We start from the raw sequence: 20,170 nt of genomic DNA, 5'->3' as shown, positions 1-20,170 counted from the left end.
TACGAAAGGAATAAAAATAAGAAACCCATCAAAATTTATATTTTGATGGGTTTGATTTATATGAGATAAAATAAACTTGTTTTTATTTTACAACAGGTTGATTTTTATATACTTCAATTTCGAAAATCAAAGTCGCGTTTGGTGGAATTACTCCTCCGGCACCTTTTTCTCCATATGCTAAATTTGCAGGAAGAATGAATGTTGCTTTTTCACCATCAGTCATCATATCTAATGCTTCGATAAAACCAGGAATCATTCCGTCTTTTTTACCAACTTCAAAAGGAAACGCTTTGTATCCGCCTTGAGCATCTCTGGCAGGATTATATTGCCCGTAAGCTTTTGCTACACTTGGCAAACTGCTGTCAAAAAGATTTCCGTCTTCAAAGTAGCCTGCATAATGAAAATAGATTGTAGATCCAGGAGCACCTTTTTCACCACTTCCTTTTTGTGTAATTACATATTTTAAACCAGATGCAGTTGTAGTCGCTGCGGCTTTTGTTGCTGTAAATGAAACTACTTTTTCTGCAGCTACTTTTTTAGTTAGTTCTTTTTGCGCTTCAAGTTTTTGCGCTTCTATTTTTTTATCAGCTTCTTTGTTTTTTTCATAATCGCTAAAAACTTTTACAGCGTCAAATTTTTTGGCAGCAGCACCTTTGCGTGTAATAACAACTTTTGTGATCACATCATCCTGAACAATTTTATTTACAACAGCCATTCCTGAAACTACATGACCAAAAATAGTATGCTTTCCGTTAAGCCATTGTGTATCTTTATGAGTGATAAAAAATTGACTTCCGTTTGTTGCAGGTCCAGAATTGGCCATTGCCAAAACACCACCTTTATCAAAAGTTAATTCAGAAACAAACTCATCTTTAAATGCATATCCAGGATCTCCGGAACCATTTCCCTGAGGATCTCCACCCTGAATCATAAAGTCGTTAATTACTCTGTGAAATTTTAATCCGTCATAAAAAGGCTTTCCTTTTTTGCTTTCGACTTTTACATAAGGGTTTTTACCTTCTGCCAAAGTAATGAAATTTGCAACCGTTACAGGCGCTTTTACATATTCTAATGATAAAACAATATCACCTTTTGTAGTTGAAATAGTAGCAAAAATTCCTTCAGCAGGATTTGATGCAGGAGCGGTTTTTGCTGTTGCAGGTTTTGGTTTTGCAACCAGTTTTTTTGGTGCCTGAGCTTGAATATTAGCTATTGCCAAGCAAAATAAAAATAGAAATTTAAATTTCATAGTGTTTCGAATTTAAGTCTGTAATAACGTTTTAAAGATAGGAATATTATTACGGTTTCTCTAATAATTGTATTTCGAAAATAATATTAGCATTTGGCGGAATAACTCCTCCTGCTCCGGTTGCTCCATATGCTAAATGAGAAGGAATAAAAAGAACTGCTTTATCTCCAAAAGAAAGTTGCTCAATTCCTTCAATAAATCCAGGAATCATACCGTCTTTACGACCTGCCTGAAACGGAATTGGTTGGTATCCGTGTTGTTCTGCTCTTGCCTGATCAAACTTTCCATAAGCTTTATTAACTTCTTCTACACTTGAATCAAACAAAGTTCCGTCTTCTAAGAAACCAGAATAGTTAATGTAGATTTGAGTTCCTGCAGCAGGTTTTTTACCATTTCCTTTTTCAGTAATTACATACTCTAAGCCAGTGCTTGTTTTTGTTGCTTTTGGTCTTACAGAAGCCAAGTAAGCTACTTTTTCTTTTTGAACTCCGTCGTATTTGCTTTTTTCTTTTGCGATTTCAGAAAAATAATCGTGAAATACTTTTACAGCATCAAACTTCTTTGCAGCTTCACCATTTCTGATGATAGTTACAGTAACAATTTTATCATCTTGTTTGATTTGATTTACAACTTCCTGACCTTTTTCTACAACGTGACCAAAAATCGTATGTTTTCCGTCTAACCAAGGAGTTTCAACGTGTGTGATAAAAAATTGGCTGCTGTTTGTTCCGGGACCATTATTTGCCATAGCCAAAACACCCGCTTTATCAAATTTAAGATCCGTGATTTCGTCTTTAAATCTATAACCGGCATCACCAGAACCAGTTCCTTCAGGATCTCCGGTTTGAATCATGAAATCTTCAATAACTCGGTGAAATTTTAATCCATCATAAAATGGTTTATTTTTAAGATAATCTTTAGTTACGAATTCGCTTTTACCTTCTGCAAGAGTTACAAAGTTAGCCACCGTAATTGGTGCTTTTTTATAATCTAATTCTACGATAATATGTCCTTTATTAGTTTCAATGTCAGCATATAAACCATCAGGTAAATTGCTGTGTTCGTCTTTACAAGAATAAAATGAGGTAACGGCTAGTAATAGTAATAAAATACTTTTTTTCATTTTTAAAATGTTTTTTTATGGGTTTATTGTATCTTTTTTAACTTTAGTTGTCGGTTTTACGGCTAATGGTTTTGGTGTTGCAGGTGGCGGAGTTTGTCCGGCAGCATTTTGTCCCGCAGGAGTTCCTGTGGTTGCAGCGGCAGGATCCGGTACAAAATTTCGAAGTGTAACCGTGCAAATCAACGATTGGTTAGTACCAATTTTTTTGTTGTCTCCATGATATCCGTAAGCAATATGTGAAGGAAACAAGAAAGTCACAATTTCATTTTTATGCATCAGTTTAATACCATCACGCAATCCCATCATGATATCTTGTTTGTCTACATAATAAGTTTGAGGTCCAAGATCAGCTTCTGAATAAATAATATTGCCTTTTATATCTTTTACTTCTAAATTAAAATAAGCGATATCTCCTTTTCTGGGTGTTGCAAGATCGGTATCATTTTTTTCATCATAAGAAAACCAATATCCTTTTCTGGTAGCAAAATATTTAGTTTTAGGATTGCTTTTGATTATTTTTTTTATAACCTCTTCTTCATTAGCAATTATTTTTTTGTTACGATCAACTGATTTTTTCATGAAAGTTCCTGAAGTCCTTGAAATAGGTCTTCTCGCATCTTCATGCTGTTTACAGCTAACCAGTAAAACAGCAAAAAGTAGGGTGTAAATGCTTGTTTTTAGGTAGTTCATGGGGTTATATGTTTAGTTTGGTTACTAAATTTTCAAATTTTGTCAAAGTTTCTTCCATCGAAACATCAGATCTTCCGCCGGCAGCATTACTATGTCCACCTCCGTTAAAATGATCTCTCGCAAACTGGTTCACATCAAATCCTCCTTGCGAACGGAAAGAGATTTTGATGATTTTCTCGTCTTTATTTTCGATAAAAATAGCAGTAAAAAGAATACCTTTTATACTTAATCCATAATTTACAATTCCTTCAGTATCACCTTTCACATAATTAAAAGAATCCAACTCGTCCTGAGTAAGCGAAGTATAAGAGGTTTTGTGCGCTTCAAAAACCTTCATGTTTTGCAAAGCACGACCTAATAATTGCAAACGGCTGTAAGAACTATTGTCAAATAATAAAACCGGAATTTGGGTATTTTCAACTCCTAAATCAATTAATTCGGCAATGATTCGGTGTGTATTTCCTGTTGTTCCCGGAAAACGAAACGAACCTGAATCAGTTAGAATTCCAGTATAAATACATGTTGCAATTGTTTTGTCCAGATCTTCTTTTTTGCCTAAAAACGAAATAAAGTTATAAATCATCTCACAAGTAGAGCCAAATGAAGTATCAGAGTACATATATGCAGCATAATCATCCGGTTTTTGATGATGATCAATCATGATAAATGGAGCCGTTAGCTTGGCTAAAGTATGTTCCATTTCGCCTGTGCGATGAAAAGCATTAAAGTCGAGTGTAAAAATCAGCTCAGCTTCTTCTAATATTTTGGTGCAGTTTTCAGTATCTTTTTCGAATATTTTTACAGTTTCAGAGCCTGGAATCCAAGCCAGAAAATCAGGAAAATCGTTTGGCGCAATTACAGTTGGCTGATGATTATTTTTTAATAAAAAATGATATAATGCTAAGGTCGAGCCCATAGCGTCTCCATCGGGACCTCTGTGCGGAATTATGGCGATTTTCTTTGGGGTTGCGAGTAATAATTGTATCGCTTGAATATCTTGTATTTTCATAGTGTGCGAATTTACATTTTTTTAATGTAATGTTGAAATCATTTTACAGATTAACACACTTTTATGTTGACGCTGAATTTGTGATTTGTGAAATGTGAAATGTCGCTTGTGAAATGTAAATGACAATTGTCGGTTTGGAATTTGGAATTTTCTTTTTGGGATTTAAATTTATACGCAGATGAAACGGATTCGCTAAAGCGAAAACGCAGATTTAAACGGATTTTTTTATGTGATTTTACCTTAATCAAATAAAAGTTCCGGAGGAACGATTTATCTTGTAGTAACGGATTTTAATCCGTTGGGAATTTGGAATTTGGAATTTGGGATTTGGAATTTATTCTTTGGAATTTTTAAAAATATTGGAATTTAAAAATTCGAATTTAATCTTTGATACAATTTGAACTTTGCACCTTTGACAATTTGCGATTTATAAATTCCCACAGAACCTGATGAAAAGTAAGCGATTACACAGGCAATTGCAATAAAAATTCCGGGTTGAATTCCAAAAAGTTCCATGCCCATAATCGTGCAGGCGATAGGAGTATGGGTCGCGCCCGAAAATACAGCTACGAATCCTAATCCTGCTAAAAATGCAATTGGCAACGGAATTATCAAGGATAAAGCGCTTCCTAAAGTGGCGCCAACAAAAAATAACGGAGTTACTTCGCCACCTTTAAAACCAGCGCCTAAAGTAAAACCTGTGAATAGAATTTTAAGCAAAAAATCATACCAAGGATTGGCATTCGAAAAGGAATCTACAATTACCGGAACGCCTAATCCAGAGAATTTAGTAAGTCCGAAACCTGCAATTGCAGTGGCAAGAATTATTCCACCAATGAAAGGACGTAACGGAGGATATTTTATATTTTTCAAAAAAAGAGAACTCCAGAAATGAGTACTTCTCGCAAACAATAAAGCCGAAAATCCGGATAAAGTTCCAATTATAATTACATAGCCAACTGTTGAAATGCTAAATTCGGGAACAACCGGAATACTGTAATGTGTATGTTTTACGTTCCAAAATTCTACCGTAAAATAAGCAGCATAAGCGACAAGGAAAGATAAAATAACGCTTTTAAGATTGATTTTGCTGAAATATAAAACCTCCAAAGCAAAAATTGCGCCTGCCAGCGGAGTTCCAAAAACCGATGCAAAACCGGCACTAATTCCCAGAATGATTAAAATCTTTCTCTCGGAATTATCTAATTTGAAAATCTTGGTAAATTGATCTGCAATTGCACCGCCCATTTGTACGGCTGTACCTTCGCGACCGGCAGAACCTCCAAATAAATGTGTCAATAAAGTTCCTAGAAGTACTAAGGGAGCCATTTTTAGCGGAATCACTTTCTGAGGATTTTCGTATTCTTCAAGTAATAAATTATTGCCTTTTACAACAGATTCTCCCCAATAATAATAACTCAAACCAACTAATAATCCACCAAACGGCAAAAGCCAGATAATCCAATCATGGTGAATTCTAAATTGTGTCACAAATTCCAGAGAAACCAGAAAAAATGCAGACGCAGATCCTGATAAAATCCCTATTAAAACACAAATGAGAATCCATTTGAAAATTGTCAGAAGTTTTTGCTTTGGGTTTTGAGAAGTCATTAATTATTTAAGAGAAGTTTTTTCTGCCACGAATTTCACGAATTTTCGCGAATTTCTTTGTGTTTTTGTGGAAATTTTTTCCACAGATTAAATGGATTAAAAAGGATTTTTTTAGTAAATATTAAAAAACATCAAAATGTTTTTTAATATTTACTAAGACGATTAAAAAATAAATAATCTTTTTTAATCCATTTAATCTGTGGCAAAAAAATAATTCGAGTTAATTAGTGAAATTCGTGGCAAAAAAATATTCCCAGCAAAAAAAATTACTGCACAACAGCAGTAAATTCAATTTCAACTAAATATTCAGGAGCAACCAATTTACTGATTTCATAAAATCCGGTTGTAGGTTTTACATCTTTAAAAAACGCTGAATGCGCTCTTGCAACATCTTCAAAAGTAATAATATTGGTAGTAAAGATTCTCGTTCTTATGACGTCTTTCATGCCAACATTCAAATCTTCCAGAACTTTTTCAACACGTTCCAGGATGTTATAGGTTTGAGCATAAGCATCATCAGCTTTTACTTTGTCACCATCAACAATAGCCACAGTTCCTGAAACTTCAATGATATTGCCAATTCTTACTGCACGACAATATCCCATTTTGTCTTCCCATGGTGATCCTGTTAAGATGTTTTCTCTTTTCATTTTGTATGTTTTTTTGAATTTGTTTTAGCATTTTTAAAAACAAATTCCGGTTCGTTAATTAGGCTGCAATTTATAAAATATACAACTCAAAAAGAACCGAATTAGATTGAAATCATTTCGCAAAACATTATTTTTTGTGATATTTTAAGTAGTAGTAAAGATGATTTTGTTTTTTTGCCACAGATTAAAATGATTTTAAAGATTATTTGGTTTTGTGAAATTTTTGCCACGAATTGCACCAATTTCCACTAATTTGATTCGAGTTAATTTGCATAATTCGTGGCAAAAAAAAACTTAAAGTATAAATCATTTTAATCCATTTAATCTGTGGCAAAAACATCTTTATTCCTCAATTTGATGTTGTTCATAAAGACGAAGTTTATTTTGTGTTGTCGTAAGATTTTGTTGCAAAGTTTCGATTTTGTCCAATAAATTAGCAATCACATCAATACCTTCAATGTTGATTTTAAGATCATAATGAAGACGAATCATCTTCTCGACCGCAGGCAATTGTTCCGGTTGCAAATATTCATCTTCTTCAAGAACAATAATTTGTACCAAACCATAATTATGCAATTCTGTTATAAAGGTATTTTCAATTTCGTGATAGACGCAAAACTGTTTTATTTGAATTAAGTTTTTACTATTCATGATTTCTTAATTTAGCTAATTCTTCGAATAATTCTTTTTCTTTTTGGGACAATTTGGTCGGAAGTTTTAAAGTATACGTAATGTATAAATCCCCAAACTGATTCTCTTTTTTATAGATTGGAAAACCTTTTCCTTTCAATTTTACTTTAGTTCCCGGTTGTGTTTCGGCAGGAACTTTTATTTTTACCTTTCCATCAAAAGTATTCACGAAAATTTCTCCACCCAAAATAGCGGTATATAAATCCAGATCAACATCGGCATACAAATTATTGCCTTCACGTTTAAAATCTGAGTTATTATCAATCAAAAAAGTAATATACAAATCACCATTTGGACCGCCATTTGCTCCGGGCGCGCCATGATTTGGAATCTTTATTATTTGTCCGTTTTCAACTCCGGCAGGAATTGTAATTCGGATATTTTTGCCGTTTACAGTTAAGTTTTGTTTGTGAGTGGAATAAGCTGATGCCAAATCTAATTGCAGCTCCGCATTAAAATCCTGTCCTCGGTATTTTGCCTGACTTCTGGAACTTCTTCCCGCAGAACCATACATAGAATTGAAGAAATCAGAAAAATCACTTCCTGAGAAATCTCCGCCTCCAAAATCAGTATAACTTTGATTTCCGCCTTGTTGTTGTCTCGAATATTGTTGCTGATTAGGATCGTAACCCGCTTTTTCAAATTCATCAGCATGTTTCCAGTCCTTTCCGTACTTATCATATTTTTTACGATTTTCGGGATTGCTCAAAACCTCATTAGCCTCGTTTATTTCTTTAAATTTTTTCTCAGCCTCCTTATCATTCGGGTTTAAATCCGGATGATATTTACGAGCCATTTTTCGATAAGCCTTCTTGATTTCGGCTTCAGTCGCTGATTTTGAGATTTCCAGTACTTTATAATAGTTGATATAATCCATTTTATAAAATTTAATGTAAGAAAATAAAGTCTTGAAGTTAGGAATAAGTTGGTAATTATCAAAATTTTATATGTTTTAAATAAGTTTCACGAGATATAAAGTTAATTATTGTTTTTTAATATAATTCTTACAAATATATTTTTTAAAATATAGAATATAGTCTATCATTGCAGTGTAATTAATATAGACTATTGTCTATTTTTTTAAGGCAATTAAAAAACGATAAAGAGACAACCAGAATAATATTTTATAATTATGAGAAAACTATCTTTTTTAAAATCAACAATTAGTTTTGTTCTTTTATTTACGATGTCAATTTTAATGACAAGTTGCAGTTCTAGTAACGATGATGATAATTATGTGCCTTCGAATGGAGATACTTTTAATGTGGAGGATTTTGCTTTAACATATACTGCTAAGAGATTATACGGTGATTATCTTGTAATTGATTTTAATATAAAAAATATTTCTAAAACATCTTATTTAAAATATGAGCAAGGAAATTTTACGGTGAAGTTTACGGCTAAAACGACTGATGGCGAAATTTTTCAAAGAAGTACATATGTAGAACATGTTGAGGCAGGAGTAACTTATACAGAGAGTGTACACCTTAGTTATACTGTTGGTAAAACATTAGATCCTACAACTTTAACAGCTGTAATCACAGAAGATAAATAACAAATCCCTACTATAAATTAAGGCAATGTCGGAGAGTCCGATTGGTGTAAAAGCTGATCGGATTTTTTTTGCATTTGTATTTTTGGCAGGTTTTTTGATTCCAAAAATTAGCCTAATATATTGTTATAATACTCTTAAAGTTGTAGCCCCTAATTAAATTATGCTATTTTTGTGATGCTATACTTAGATTTTATAAAAACTATAAAAGCCGATTCGATAACACTTTTTCAATGAAGCACATTTTATTTTTCATATTATTTTTTACTGCTGTAACGGTATCAGCACAAACTGAATTTGGAACAAAATTCAAACCTATTGCTGCTCCAAAATTTAGTGCAAAACCTAAGAAAACGCCTATTCCTCAAATAAAGGATCCTCAAGCAGACAATAGTGATATTCCGAGTATTAAAACGCCAAACGTTTTTGATAATACGAGTATTACACCAAAATCTCAATTGCAGGTTGGACAGGAAAAAAGCAAATTTACAATGTCTACAGAAACTGATTTTGCAAATCCCGGTGATCGTTATGTTGCAAAAATGGAAAAGGATTTAGACAAAGCTCTAAAAGATGCCGGATTGCGTGAAGGTCGCGGAGAACTCGTTAAGAAAAATATTTCGCTTGGTGAATTTAAAACCAAATCACAGTATTTTATTGTGAAGTTTCGTGATTTTGGTGCTATCGATGGCGATTTGGTACGAGTGTATTCCAATGATATGGTAATCAGAGATCAGATATTTTTAGATTCTAATTTTAAAGATGTAAAAATAGTTCTTTCAAATGGCTTTAATAAATTAGATTTTGAAGCGTTGAATATTGGTAGTTTAGGCGGAAACACTGCCGAAATTCAGGTTTATGATGATAAAGGACAATTAGTTACCAATGATTATTGGAACAATCTTGCTGCTGGATTTAAAGCTTCGATTATTGTTACTAAAGAATAATAATATACTACAAGATTTTTTTCGCGCAGATTTGGCAGATTAAACAGATTTCTTTTTTAATCTGTTAAACCTTTTAATCGGTTGCTTTGATTTAAAAGCACATAGAAACATAACTCTTAAGTAATCAAAATCTATGTTTCTATATGTTATAATAATTGTTTTTTCTAATTACTTACTTTTCCCTGACCAGTTTCTTTTAGCATTAAACTTACCACAATAGCGATCGAAATTCCGATAATCCAAAACAAACCTGCTTGCTGAAAATGTAACGCTTTATCAGTAGTATCGTGAAGCGTTTGCCCAAATAAACGACTAAACAACGGACTTAAAAGCGTTGTTACTCCAAAGGTTATAAAATTGATTGCTCCGGTTGCGCTTCCTTTTACATTATCAGGATTTGCTTCTTTGATGATCGAATACGGAATCATCGCGGCTCCGGAAGCAACTCCCAATAAAAACATACTGATTTTTGTGGGAAGTAAATCCGGGAAATACAATAACTGCACTAAACTCGCAATCATTAAAAGCGCTCCAAAAATCAAAACAGGTTTACGTCTGTTTATTTTATCAGTGATATAGCCTAATAACGGACAGCCAAATACCCAACCAAAAGCGACCATCGCACTTGAAATCGTTGCAGTATGAAAGTCAAAAGCACGATCTTTCTGGAAAAAATCAACAGCCCATGTCATTGCAAAAATAGTTGTTGGTGCAAACAATAATCCCGAAACAATACCGCAAAGCCACGATTGTGGATTGCTAAAAACAATTTTATAAGGATTTAGAAGACTTTGTTTTTTGGTGTTTGTTTCTGTTTTTGGTTCCGTTTGATTTGCCGGAGTTATAAACCAAAGTCCGAAAGCGACGATAATAGTAAAAATTCCAATTGACAACCAGAAAGTATTAATATTCATTCCTTTTTCGATTAAAGGACCTACAACAAATTGTCCCGCAGAACCTCCAAGCATTCCCAAACATTGTGTAAAACCTATTGCTGTAGCCAATGATTTTGCCGAGAATCCTTTACTGGCAAGATATACACAACCCGGAAACGCAAACGCACAACCGGCGCCTTGAAATAATCGCCCTGTGACTCCGCTAAACTGACTTGAAATAAGGAATAACAAACAGCCAATTCCTAAAATAAGTGCGCCTGTAAAAAGAGAATATTTTGCCCCAAACCGATCCAAAGCGATTCCTGCAATCAAACTACAAGTAGAATAGGTGTAATAATAAGTCCCGACAATCTCTACTAATCTGATTTCGTTAACCGAAAAATTTTGAGAAAGTTCCGGAAACATTACCGCCGGAGCAGAACGTATTACATAATCCAAAAAATAAAATACCAAACCAAATACCCACGCAATGACATAGTATTTGCTGTACGATTTATTACTGTTTATATCCATAAAAGGGAAAATTTATTTAAGCTTAAACATTAATATATATAAACACGAATTGCACTAATTGACACTAATTCTTTGTGGAAATAATTTCACGAAGTATGAATTAAACTTTTAAATTCGTGCTAATTCGTGCAATTCGTGTTTGTGTTTAAATGCCTTCTTTTAGATGTTTGTAATTAGATTTAATAGTATCTATAACTTCTTCCATTTTGCCGCCAAGCATTAATCGGGTCATAGATTTTGTCATGCCAATAACTTGTTTCCATTCTACAGTTGGTGGCATTGCAAGTGCATTTGGATTCGTGAAAATATTAAGTAAAACGGGACCATTATGACGAAATGCATTTTCAATTGCGGTTTCAACTTCTTCAGGTTTGTGAACATTTATACCTTGAAATCCCATTGCCTGAGCAATCAAACCAAAGTCTGGATTCACCATATCGGTTTCATTATCGGGTAAACCGTTAACTTCCATTTCGAGTTTTACCATTCCCAAAGCACGATTATTAAAAACAATAATTTTGACAGGAATATTATATTGATGAATGGTTGCCAAATCGCCCAAAAGCATAGACAAACCGCCATCGCCACACATTGCGATAACTTGTTTTTCAGGATGAGCGAGCGCTGCTCCAATCGCCATTGGCATTGCATTTGCCATTGATCCGTGATTAAAAGAACCCAGCATTTTTCGTTCTCCTGTTCCTTTAATAAAACGAGCGCCCCAAACACAAGTCATTCCAGTATCGACCGTAAAAATGGCATCTTTATTGGCTAATTTATCAATAATATGCGCGACATATTCTGGTTGAATTGTGTCTTCGTCGCCATTATCATTAATATAAGTGTTCATGTTTTCTTTTACACTGGAGTATGATTTAAGTTGCGCTTGTAGAAAACTATCATCAGTTTTAGCTTCCAGAAGCGGAAGTAAAGCTTCAATAGTATCGGCTACATCACCACATAAACCCATATGAAGATTGGCGCGACGCCCTAAACGTTCAGAACTTGTGTCAATCTGAATGATTTTATTATCTGTAGGCATGAATTTATCATAAGGAAAATCAGTTCCAAGCAATAAAACCAAATGCGATTCGTGCATACTATGATAAGCCGAAGGCTGTCCGAGTAAACCCGTCATTCCTATTTCGTTAGGATTATTGGGCTGAATACTCATTTTTCCTCTAAAAGAATATCCCACTGGAGCTTTAATATGTTGCGATAATTGTACGACTTGATCGTGTGCTTTTTCAGCGCCAATTCCGCAGAATAAAGTGATTTTGGTACTTTCGTTTATAGCTTTTGCTAAATTTTGCAATTCGATATCTGAAGGTCTGATTACGGGATTACAATGAAAAAACTGAGTAGAAATATTGCTTTCAACCGCTTTTAATTCCGAAACATCGCCGGGTAAACCAATCACGGCAACACCTTTTTTACCTAAAGCGTGTTGAATCGCAGTTTGTATAATTCGGGGCGCTTGCTCAGCCGTCATAATCATCTGATTGTAACAACTGCAATCGTCAAAAAGTTTAAGAGTATTGGTTTCCTGAAAATAATCCATTCCCATTTCGCCCGTATTAATTGTCGAAGCGATTGCTAATAAAGGAACATGTGAACGATGTGCATCGTACAAACCATTGATTAAATGCACGTGTCCTGGACCACAACTTCCGGCACAAACTGCAAAACCGTCTAATTCGGCTTCGGCAGCAGCAGCATAAGCGCCAACTTCTTCATGCCGAACATGAATCCATTTTATTTTTCCGTTTCTGCGTATCGCATCATTAAAATAATTTAAACTATCGCCTGTAACCGCATAAACACGTTTAACTCCGGCTTCTACCAACATTTCAACTAATTGTTCTGCAACTATTTTACTCATGGATTATATTTTTAAAATTAATATTCAGATCGTATAAACATTGGTTATGGTTTACTTTCTTAATGATTACATTTTAAGATACACGTGGTTATGATGTAAAAGTGGTTTTTGGTATGGGTTTATAAATTTAAGAATTTTTTTTGAAGGTTCTGAGGTTCTGAGGTACTAAGTTGCTAAGGTTTTCTTTTTGGAAAAGCAAAAAAAGGTTCAAAGGAACAAGTTATTAATCTTGTTTACCTTTGAACCTTCGTTTTTAAGAATCAAAGATTCTAGTTTTTTTAAACTTAGAACCTTAGCATCTCAGAACCTCAGAACCTTTAGAAAGGATCAGCAGTCACTTTAAACTTCATATCTGCCTTAACAGTAACATCTTTAGTAAGTGTTTCTTTTAAAGTAACCTGAGTTCTGATTTTATATTTATCGGATTTGATGTATTGATCCAGTTTTTTATCGGTACAAATCAAATCAATCATATTGGTTGTTTCGTTGATATTATCCTGATAAGCCAATTCTATTTCGTCAGAATCTGTAGTTGAAATAAACAAATGAATCGATTTTAAAAACGTAAATGTTTTATCGGTAGGATTTGTGATCGATAGTTTAAGCGATTTCAGTTTTACGTCTTTCACCAAACTGGCTTTGGTTTTGTTGTTTGAAAATTCGGAAGATGAATTTGTGGTAACGTCAGGCGTAATAACTTCTGAAGGCAAATTGACAGGAAAAGAACTTTTGATTTGTATCGAAGCTTGATTCGAAATAGTAAAAGTCAACAAATCGTCGACTGCACTGCAAGAGTTTAAAAATACAGCTAAAAAAAGAATAAGGGCAATTGATTTTGATTTCATAAAATGGGTTTTTCTCTAAATACGGATTTTTTTAAAGGTTGGATTTTTTTGAAGGTACTAAGTTTCTAAGATGCTAAGTAACTAAGTTTTTTTTGACGATCCAACACCTTAGAAGCTTAGTAACTTAGAAACTTAGAACCTATATAGAAAAAAAATAAAAATCCATTTTTCATTTTGGAATATAAAAAGTATTTTTGCGCATGCAACACAACGTACTTATTTTAGATTTCGGATCGCAATATACACAGCTTATTGCGCGTAGAGTTCGCGAATTAAATATATTCTGCGAAATTTTCCCTTACAATCACTTTCCTAGTGATTTATCACCTTATAAAGCCGTAATTTTAGGCGGAAGCCCATTTTCTGTTCGTGCAGAAGATGCTCCACATCCTGATTTATCTCAAATTCGAGGCAAGCTTCCAATGTTGGCAGTTTGTTACGGAGCACAATACTTAGCACATTTTAGTGGAGGTGAAGTAGCAGCTTCGAACACCAGAGAATATGGTAGAGCTAATTTATCTTTTATTAAGGAGAACGAAGTTTTCTTTAACGGAGTTTCAGAAAACAGCCAGGTTTGGATGAGCCATAGCGATAGTATCAAAGCGCTTCCAACAAATGCTGTAAAATTAGCAAGCACGCATGATGTAGAATATGCAGCTTACAAAATTGAAGGCGAAACAACTTATGCAATTCAGTATCACCCGGAAGTTTTCCATTCTACAGATGGATCAAAAATGCTGAAAAACTTTTTAGTTGATATTGCTGAAGTTCCTCAAAACTTTACACCAAATGCTTTCGTAGAAGAAATGGTGGCAGAATTAAAAGAGAAATTAGGAGATGATAAAGTTGTTTTAGGATTGTCAGGTGGAGTAGATTCTACTGTAGCGGCAGTTTTATTACACCAGGCAATTGGTAAAAACCTATATTGTATTTTCGTAAATAACGGTTTACTTCGTAAAAACGAATTCCAAAATGTATTAGATCAATACAAAGGAATGGGATTGAACGTAAAAGGAGTAGATGCAGGAGATCGTTTCCTTGGCGAATTAGCCGGAATCAGTGATCCTGAGACAAAACGTAAAACTATTGGTCGTGTATTTATCGAAGTTTTTGATGATGAATCACACTTAATCGAAGACGTAAAATGGTTGGCGCAAGGAACAATTTATCCTGACGTAATCGAATCAGTTTCGGTAAAAGGACCATCGGCAACAATTAAATCGCACCATAATGTAGGTGGATTGCCGGATTATATGAAATTAAAAATTGTAGAACCACTTAGAATGTTGTTTAAAGACGAAGTTCGTAGAGTTGGAGCTACTTTAGGAATAGATCCTGAATTATTAGGAAGACACCCTTTCCCGGGACCAGGCTTATCAATCAGAATTTTAGGAGATATTACTCCTGAGAAAGTTCAGATTTTGCAAGATGTTGACGCTGTTTTTATTGACGGATTAAAGTCTTGGGGATTATACGACAAAGTTTGGCAAGCCGGAGCAATTTTGCTTCCTGTAAATAGTGTTGGTGTAATGGGCGATGAGCGTACTTACGAAAAAGTAGTAGCGCTTAGAGCTGTAGAATCTACAGATGGTATGACTGCTGACTGGGTTCATTTACCTTATGATTTCTTGATGAAAGTGTCAAATGACATTATAAATAAAGTAAAAGGCGTGAACCGTGTGGTTTACGATATAAGCTCAAAACCACCTGCAACAATTGAGTGGGAATAGTATTGTTTTTCAAATTAAGGCGTTACATTTGTAATGCCTTAATTTTTTAAACCTACTAATTATGAGAGAGTTTTTAACGATTTCTCTTGTGTTTATTTTGTCTTTTAACAAAATAACTGCGCAAGATTCAATTATTGAACACAAAATTCAAAAAGGAGAAACCGCTTATTTTATTGCCCAAAAATACAAGGTTTCGATTGACGAAATTTACAAACTCAACCCCGAAGCTCAAAACGGAATCAAAGACAACCAGATTATCAAAATTCCGGTTCACGGAGAAGAAAAGCAAAAATCTAACCAACAAATTACTCATATTGTTGGTGCAAAAGAAACCCTTTTTGGTTTATCAAAGCAATACAATGTTTCTGTAGAAGCGCTTCAAAATGCAAATCCAATTCTTGCCAACGGACTTCAGATTGGTCAGGAATTAAGTATTCCGCAGAATCCTGCAAATATTTCCAAAACAGAAAGTACAGCTTCGTCAAAAGTTACACATCAGGTTGTAGCTAAAGAATCTTTGTTTAGCATTGCGAGACAATACAATGTTTCTGTACAGGATTTAGAAAATCAAAACAAAGATATTCTTCAAAATGGTTTGCAAATTGGTCAGACTATTACAATTCCAAACAAAAGAAAAACCTTAGACGGTCGAGTTCGTGTGATCAATCAGGAAACTATTTTTCATGTGGTCGAGCCAAAGGAAACTAAATTCTCGATTGCCAAAAAATACGGAATTTCTATCGATCAGTTAGAATCTCAAAATCCTGAAATTGTAAACGGATTAATTGTTGGCAATAAATTGGCGATTAATACCAAAGAAGTAAAACCCACAAATGAAAGTGAAGAATTGATGTTGGCTCTTGCCGAAAAACAAGTTGTGGTCGAAAAAGGAAAAGCCAAAACGTTTGAAATCGATGATTTAAAAGACAGATTGGTGGTTCAGAAAGAAATGAATCAGAAGATTATTAAGATTAATGATTTGAAAGTTAATCTGAATGATATGAACGGTTCTAAAGAAAATTCGGTTGAGAAATTACGTTTGGTTCTGGAAGCCAATAAAAATGTTCAGGATATTTTAATGGCAAAATTAGATTCGTTAGTCAATACGATGAACAATGATTTGGTCGACTTAAAAAGAATGGACGTTTTGAATGTTGATGAATCAAAACGTCTGGAAAAACGTTCGTATGAAAGCATCGGAAAAACCAGCGAATTATCTTCTCAATTAAAGAAAGAATTGGCCGAAAACCGAAAAGCTTACGCCGGATTAATGAATAAAGTCGAAAGAATTGCTGTTGAAGAAAATCAGGAATACAAGAAGAAAATCCGCGAAAGCGAGAAGAATACCGTTTCAACTTCCTTGCAGCAACGACTTTCGCTTGACGAAATTAAACGTTATAAAATAGAGCAGGAGCAAGGTGATGCACAAAATCAGCTTTTGATTGCAAAAATTGATTCCTTAGATATTCAGAAAAAAATTGAAGTAAAGCGTCATATCAGTAAAGCTTCTTTTTATAGTATGGAAGCGAGAAAATTTGATGATAAACTGGCTTTGGTAAAATTGAAAAAGTATCAGGATCAAGCGGTTAAAAATCAAAGTAAAAACGCTTCCGCCGAAGCTGCAAAAACAATTTCGCTGGAAGAAATGAAACGCGAATTAAAGGAAAATCCTCTTAAAAAAGATAAAACAATAAAGGTTGAAGTTTTTGATAATCTTAAAGAAGTTTCAAACGGCTATTACTTAGTTTTAGGTATATTTACAGACGCGACGCTAAGAGATAAGCTCATTATGAAACTCATTGATTCTGGCGATTTTAACGCTAGTTTCTTCTTTAATATCAACAGTCTTTCGTATTATGTTTATTCGGATAAGTTCGAAAATATGGAAGAAGTGCTCTATCAATGCAAGAAAAAAGAAGAAGTTGAGTTATATAAAGAGATCGTTATTGCTAAGGTAGAAATTGATCTTAGATAATAATTAGCGCAAAATTAACAAGTGGCAAGAATCTTGTTTTAAAGAGAAATTAGTAACTTGTTTTTTGAATTAGAAATTAAATTGTTTTAAGTCCTATTATGAAATATTATTCAACATTATTGTCTCTGGTTTTTTTTGTTACCTGTAACGCTTTTTCACAAGAAAAAGTAGTTAAATACACGGTTTCAAATGGAGAATCCATAAACCAGATTGCCGTAAAATTTAAGGTTACGCCTTACGATATTTATACCCTGAATCCGGATGCCAGAAATGGTGTAAAACCAAATACGGTTTTGTTAATTCCAACAAATGGTGCAAAAACTACTGTTGCTAAAACAGAAGAAAAAGCAGTTAAAAAAAGTGCGGGTAAGAATCCAACTACCCACGAGGTACAGCCTAAAGAAACCTTATTTGGAATTGAAAAAAAATATGATATTACCGATGAAGCTTTAAAAGCAGCAAATCCTTTTTTAGTAAAAGATGGTTTGCAAATTGGACAAACATTGGTAATTCCGGCAAAAGGATCAACAGCAAAAACTGCGGTTGCAACTACATCAGCTACAGCTGATAAAACAGTAAAATCTGTTGCGCAGGAAAAGTATGTATATCATGATGTTGTAGCAAAAGAAACTAAGTTTTCGATTGCAAAAAAATACAATACAACAGTTGAAGATCTGGAAAAACGCAATCCTGAAATCGTTTCAAGTTTGCCTGTCGGATATCGTGTTACTATAAAAGGAACCGCTCCAAAAACGGAAACTCCTGCTCAAACAGTTACGAATGTTGCAAAACCAGTTGAAACTAAAAAAGCGGCTGAGACTTCTAAAAAAGCAACTTCTTATATGGAATATCAGGTAAAACCTAAGGAGACTTTTTATAGTTTAGGAAGAACTTTTCATATCTCTCAGGAAGAATTGACGCAACTAAATCCTGCACTTTCTGAAGGTGTAAAAGAAGGAATGGTTCTAAAAGTTCCGGCTGGATATTTAGCGCCACAACCTATTATTCCTCTGGAAAAACCTGCTGAAAAACCAACTGAAGTAGCAATTGATAAATCGACTGAAAGTACTGCAGGTATTAAAATAGTAGATAAAGTAAAATCTGAAACTGTTTCCGCAAATCCAGAAGTAGTGGAGTTGACTAAAAAAAGAGGTCAGAACGAACGTAAAAAATTAGTTTTGTTATTGCCTTTTAATCTGGCAAAAATGCAAAACGATACTACAAGTACAGCTACCAGAATCAAAAGTGACAAATTCCTGAATATGACTCTTGATTTTTATTCGGGAGCTATGATGGCGATAGATTCAGCTAAAACATTGAAATTGCCAATTGATGTTGCGATTTATGATTCTCAGGAAACTAAGAGTTCTTCGAATATTGCGAGTTTAATTGCTCAGAATAAAGTACAGGATGCAAATGCTGTGATTGGACCATTTTATCAAAGTAATGCCGAAGCTACGGCAAATGCATTACGTTCTTATGAAGTTCCTGTGATTTCGCCATTATCGAAAGATTCAGCGAATCCAATTGAAAATTTATATCAGACAATTCCATCGAATGATGTGGTTAGAAATGCAATATTTGATTATATGCGCGCTAAAAACGGAAACATTGTTGCGGTTGTAGACAAGAAAAAAGAATCTGTAATTAATTACATCAAACAAAACCAAAAAGGTGTTGTATTTGCTGCCTTGACTGAAACCGGAGCATTAGATGTTGCTAATTTAAAAAGTTCATTATTGCCAAACCGAATGAATTATGTGGTGATGGAAACAGGTAATACTGCAATGGTAAAAACTACTATTAAAGCGTTGCTTGATGCTCAAAAAACGTGTCAGGTTCAATTGGTGATTTTAGAACCAAACAGTACACTTGATACAGATGAAATTAGTTTTGATAATTTAATAAAATTAAAATTAATGTATCCGTCTGTAACTCGTGAGAGTGATGAACCAGGAGTTTTAATTTTCGAAAAACAATATAGATTGAAAAATAAAGTAAACCCGAATACGTATGCAACACGCGGATTTGATGTTACTTTTGATGCGATGATGCGTTTGGTACAAGGAAAAACATATCAGGAAACAGCAGATTTAATGACAACGGAACAAGTTGACAATAAGTTTCAATTTTATAAAAAAGAAGATGGCGGACACGCAAACAAAGGTGTTTACATTTTATATTACGACAGCGATTTAACTTTAAAAGTAGCAAACTAATGACATCAAAAGTAACCTATTTAGGCGATTTAAGAACAAGCTCAATTCACGTGCAATCAGGAAGTGAAATCATTTCTGATGCACCACTTGATAATAATGGAAAAGGGGAGGCTTTTTCTCCAACTGATACTGTTGCCAATGCTTTGGCAAGCTGCATGATGACTATTATGGGAATCAAAGCGCGCGATTTGAACGTAAATTTTATTGGTTCAACTGCCGAAGTAACTAAAATAATGAATGCTGAGCCAAGAAGAATTGGAGCTATCGAAATTGTTTTTGATATGCAAGGCGTTGAAGACGAAAAAAGCAGAACAATCCTTGAACGTGCAGGAATGACTTGTCCTGTATTCTTAAGTTTAAGTTCAGAAATTGATAAACGTATTACTTTTAACTGGAAGTAATTTTTAGAACTAATAATATTAAAAAAACCATTCGTTAGAACGAATGGTTTTTTTGTTTCTAAGCGTAAAGTTTAAACACAATATTGTCATTTCGACGAAGGAGAAATCACACTCGCGATCTACAAAGATTGGCGATTTTCTTTGCTGAGATTCTTGTGTGATTTCTCCTTCGTCGAAATGACAAAAAA

17 protein-coding genes are annotated in these 20,170 nt (G+C 34.0%); 6 read left to right on the top strand and 11 right to left on the bottom strand.

Features of this window, described 5'->3' with window-relative positions:
- Positions 1-82: 82 nt before the first annotated feature.
- The 8 genes from C8C83_RS00605 to C8C83_RS00570 all read right to left on the bottom strand — a co-directional run bounded on the left by C8C83_RS00605 (position 83) and on the right by C8C83_RS00570 (position 7,899).
- Entirely contained in the window at positions 83-1,249 is a 1,167-nt protein-coding gene (locus C8C83_RS00605; protein WP_121325964.1) for a peptidylprolyl isomerase, read from the bottom strand.
- A 49-nt stretch (positions 1,250-1,298) separates the two neighbouring features.
- Positions 1,299-2,372 (bottom strand): peptidylprolyl isomerase, encoded by a 1,074-nt coding sequence (locus C8C83_RS00600; RefSeq protein WP_121325963.1) that lies wholly within the window; start codon positions 2,370-2,372, stop codon positions 1,299-1,301.
- Between the two features lie 15 nt (positions 2,373-2,387).
- Positions 2,388-3,062 carry a gliding motility-associated peptidyl-prolyl isomerase GldI gene (gldI, locus tag C8C83_RS00595; protein WP_121325962.1) on the bottom strand — a complete coding sequence of 225 codons (675 nt, stop codon included), beginning with the start codon at positions 3,060-3,062 and terminating at the stop codon, positions 2,388-2,390.
- Between the two features lie 4 nt (positions 3,063-3,066).
- Positions 3,067-4,071 carry a bifunctional oligoribonuclease/PAP phosphatase NrnA gene (locus C8C83_RS00590; protein WP_121325961.1) on the bottom strand — a complete coding sequence of 335 codons (1,005 nt, stop codon included), beginning with the start codon at positions 4,069-4,071 and terminating at the stop codon, positions 3,067-3,069.
- A 366-nt stretch (positions 4,072-4,437) separates the two neighbouring features.
- Positions 4,438-5,682 (bottom strand): voltage-gated chloride channel family protein, encoded by a 1,245-nt coding sequence (locus tag C8C83_RS00585; protein ID WP_121325960.1) that lies wholly within the window; start codon positions 5,680-5,682, stop codon positions 4,438-4,440.
- A gap of 266 nt (positions 5,683-5,948) precedes the next feature.
- Entirely contained in the window at positions 5,949-6,332 is a 384-nt protein-coding gene (locus C8C83_RS00580) for a RidA family protein (RefSeq protein WP_121325959.1), read from the bottom strand.
- Between the two features lie 342 nt (positions 6,333-6,674).
- Positions 6,675-6,983, bottom strand: a complete 309-nt coding sequence (locus C8C83_RS00575; RefSeq protein WP_121325958.1) for a chaperone modulator CbpM — start codon at positions 6,981-6,983, stop codon at positions 6,675-6,677.
- Positions 6,976-7,899, bottom strand: coding sequence for a J domain-containing protein (locus tag C8C83_RS00570; RefSeq protein ID WP_121325957.1), 924 nt, complete (start codon positions 7,897-7,899; stop codon positions 6,976-6,978). The genes C8C83_RS00575 and C8C83_RS00570 overlap by 8 nt, the downstream gene beginning before the upstream one ends.
- Before the next feature lie 255 nt (positions 7,900-8,154).
- On the opposite strand from C8C83_RS00570, the gene C8C83_RS00565 reads away from it, so the two are divergent.
- Both C8C83_RS00565 and C8C83_RS00560 read left to right on the top strand, forming a co-directional pair.
- A complete protein-coding gene (locus C8C83_RS00565) occupies positions 8,155-8,577 on the top strand; it encodes a hypothetical protein (RefSeq protein WP_121325956.1) in 423 nt (140 codons plus the stop codon).
- 230 nt (positions 8,578-8,807) lie between these two features.
- Positions 8,808-9,521 (top strand): hypothetical protein, encoded by a 714-nt coding sequence (locus C8C83_RS00560; protein WP_121325955.1) that lies wholly within the window; start codon positions 8,808-8,810, stop codon positions 9,519-9,521.
- Positions 9,522-9,685: 164 nt separating this feature from the next.
- Here C8C83_RS00560 and C8C83_RS00555 read toward each other — a convergent pair whose 3' ends face one another.
- The 3 genes from C8C83_RS00555 to C8C83_RS00545 form a co-directional block, all read right to left on the bottom strand.
- A complete protein-coding gene (locus C8C83_RS00555; protein ID WP_121325954.1) occupies positions 9,686-10,930 on the bottom strand; it encodes an MFS transporter in 1,245 nt (414 codons plus the stop codon).
- 145 nt (positions 10,931-11,075) lie between these two features.
- Positions 11,076-12,812, bottom strand: coding sequence for a thiamine pyrophosphate-dependent enzyme (locus tag C8C83_RS00550; RefSeq protein WP_121325953.1), 1,737 nt, complete (start codon positions 12,810-12,812; stop codon positions 11,076-11,078).
- A gap of 317 nt (positions 12,813-13,129) precedes the next feature.
- A complete protein-coding gene (locus tag C8C83_RS00545; RefSeq protein ID WP_121325952.1) occupies positions 13,130-13,657 on the bottom strand; it encodes a hypothetical protein in 528 nt (175 codons plus the stop codon).
- Positions 13,658-13,857: 200 nt separating this feature from the next.
- Between C8C83_RS00545 and guaA the strand changes: the two genes are divergently transcribed.
- The 4 genes from guaA (at position 13,858) to C8C83_RS00525 (ending at position 19,982) form a co-directional block, all read left to right on the top strand.
- The gene (gene guaA / locus C8C83_RS00540) at positions 13,858-15,387 is read left to right on the top strand and encodes a glutamine-hydrolyzing GMP synthase (protein WP_121325951.1); all 1,530 of its coding nucleotides are present in this window, start codon (positions 13,858-13,860) and stop codon (positions 15,385-15,387) included.
- 61 nt (positions 15,388-15,448) lie between these two features.
- The gene (locus tag C8C83_RS00535) at positions 15,449-17,362 is read left to right on the top strand and encodes a LysM peptidoglycan-binding domain-containing protein (RefSeq protein WP_121325950.1); all 1,914 of its coding nucleotides are present in this window, start codon (positions 15,449-15,451) and stop codon (positions 17,360-17,362) included.
- Positions 17,363-17,460: 98 nt separating this feature from the next.
- On the top strand, positions 17,461-19,581 hold the full coding sequence (locus tag C8C83_RS00530) for a LysM peptidoglycan-binding domain-containing protein (protein WP_121325949.1): 2,121 nt from the start codon (positions 17,461-17,463) through the stop codon (positions 19,579-19,581).
- Positions 19,581-19,982: an OsmC family protein gene (locus C8C83_RS00525; protein ID WP_121325948.1), complete on the top strand. Its 402-nt coding sequence runs from the start codon at positions 19,581-19,583 to the stop codon at positions 19,980-19,982. The genes C8C83_RS00530 and C8C83_RS00525 overlap by 1 nt, the downstream gene beginning before the upstream one ends.
- Positions 19,983-20,170: the final 188 nt, after the last annotated feature.

Origin of the sequence: Flavobacterium sp. 90, assembly GCF_004339525.1 — a bacterium.
Lineage (GTDB): Bacteria > Bacteroidota > Bacteroidia > Flavobacteriales > Flavobacteriaceae > Flavobacterium.
This window is presented reverse-complemented; position numbering and strand designations above follow the sequence as displayed.

What these genes read in the sequence shown, in the direction of transcription:
- C8C83_RS00605 (WP_121325964.1), bottom strand. Translation starts at nt 1,249, where the DNA reads ATGAAATTTAAATTTCTATTTTTATTTTGCTTGGCAATAGCTAATATT.
- C8C83_RS00600 (WP_121325963.1), bottom strand. Translation starts at nt 2,372, where the DNA reads ATGAAAAAAAGTATTTTATTACTATTACTAGCCGTTACCTCATTTTAT.
- gldI (WP_121325962.1), bottom strand. Translation starts at nt 3,062, where the DNA reads ATGAACTACCTAAAAACAAGCATTTACACCCTACTTTTTGCTGTTTTA.
- C8C83_RS00590 (WP_121325961.1), bottom strand. Translation starts at nt 4,071, where the DNA reads ATGAAAATACAAGATATTCAAGCGATACAATTATTACTCGCAACCCCA.
- C8C83_RS00585 (WP_121325960.1), bottom strand. Translation starts at nt 5,682, where the DNA reads ATGACTTCTCAAAACCCAAAGCAAAAACTTCTGACAATTTTCAAATGG.
- C8C83_RS00580 (WP_121325959.1), bottom strand. Translation starts at nt 6,332, where the DNA reads ATGAAAAGAGAAAACATCTTAACAGGATCACCATGGGAAGACAAAATG.
- C8C83_RS00575 (WP_121325958.1), bottom strand. Translation starts at nt 6,983, where the DNA reads ATGAATAGTAAAAACTTAATTCAAATAAAACAGTTTTGCGTCTATCAC.
- C8C83_RS00570 (WP_121325957.1), bottom strand. Translation starts at nt 7,899, where the DNA reads ATGGATTATATCAACTATTATAAAGTACTGGAAATCTCAAAATCAGCG.
- C8C83_RS00565 (WP_121325956.1), top strand. Translation starts at nt 8,155, where the DNA reads ATGAGAAAACTATCTTTTTTAAAATCAACAATTAGTTTTGTTCTTTTA.
- C8C83_RS00560 (WP_121325955.1), top strand. Translation starts at nt 8,808, where the DNA reads ATGAAGCACATTTTATTTTTCATATTATTTTTTACTGCTGTAACGGTA.
- C8C83_RS00555 (WP_121325954.1), bottom strand. Translation starts at nt 10,930, where the DNA reads ATGGATATAAACAGTAATAAATCGTACAGCAAATACTATGTCATTGCG.
- C8C83_RS00550 (WP_121325953.1), bottom strand. Translation starts at nt 12,812, where the DNA reads ATGAGTAAAATAGTTGCAGAACAATTAGTTGAAATGTTGGTAGAAGCC.
- C8C83_RS00545 (WP_121325952.1), bottom strand. Translation starts at nt 13,657, where the DNA reads ATGAAATCAAAATCAATTGCCCTTATTCTTTTTTTAGCTGTATTTTTA.
- guaA (WP_121325951.1), top strand. Translation starts at nt 13,858, where the DNA reads ATGCAACACAACGTACTTATTTTAGATTTCGGATCGCAATATACACAG.
- C8C83_RS00535 (WP_121325950.1), top strand. Translation starts at nt 15,449, where the DNA reads ATGAGAGAGTTTTTAACGATTTCTCTTGTGTTTATTTTGTCTTTTAAC.
- C8C83_RS00530 (WP_121325949.1), top strand. Translation starts at nt 17,461, where the DNA reads ATGAAATATTATTCAACATTATTGTCTCTGGTTTTTTTTGTTACCTGT.
- C8C83_RS00525 (WP_121325948.1), top strand. Translation starts at nt 19,581, where the DNA reads ATGACATCAAAAGTAACCTATTTAGGCGATTTAAGAACAAGCTCAATT.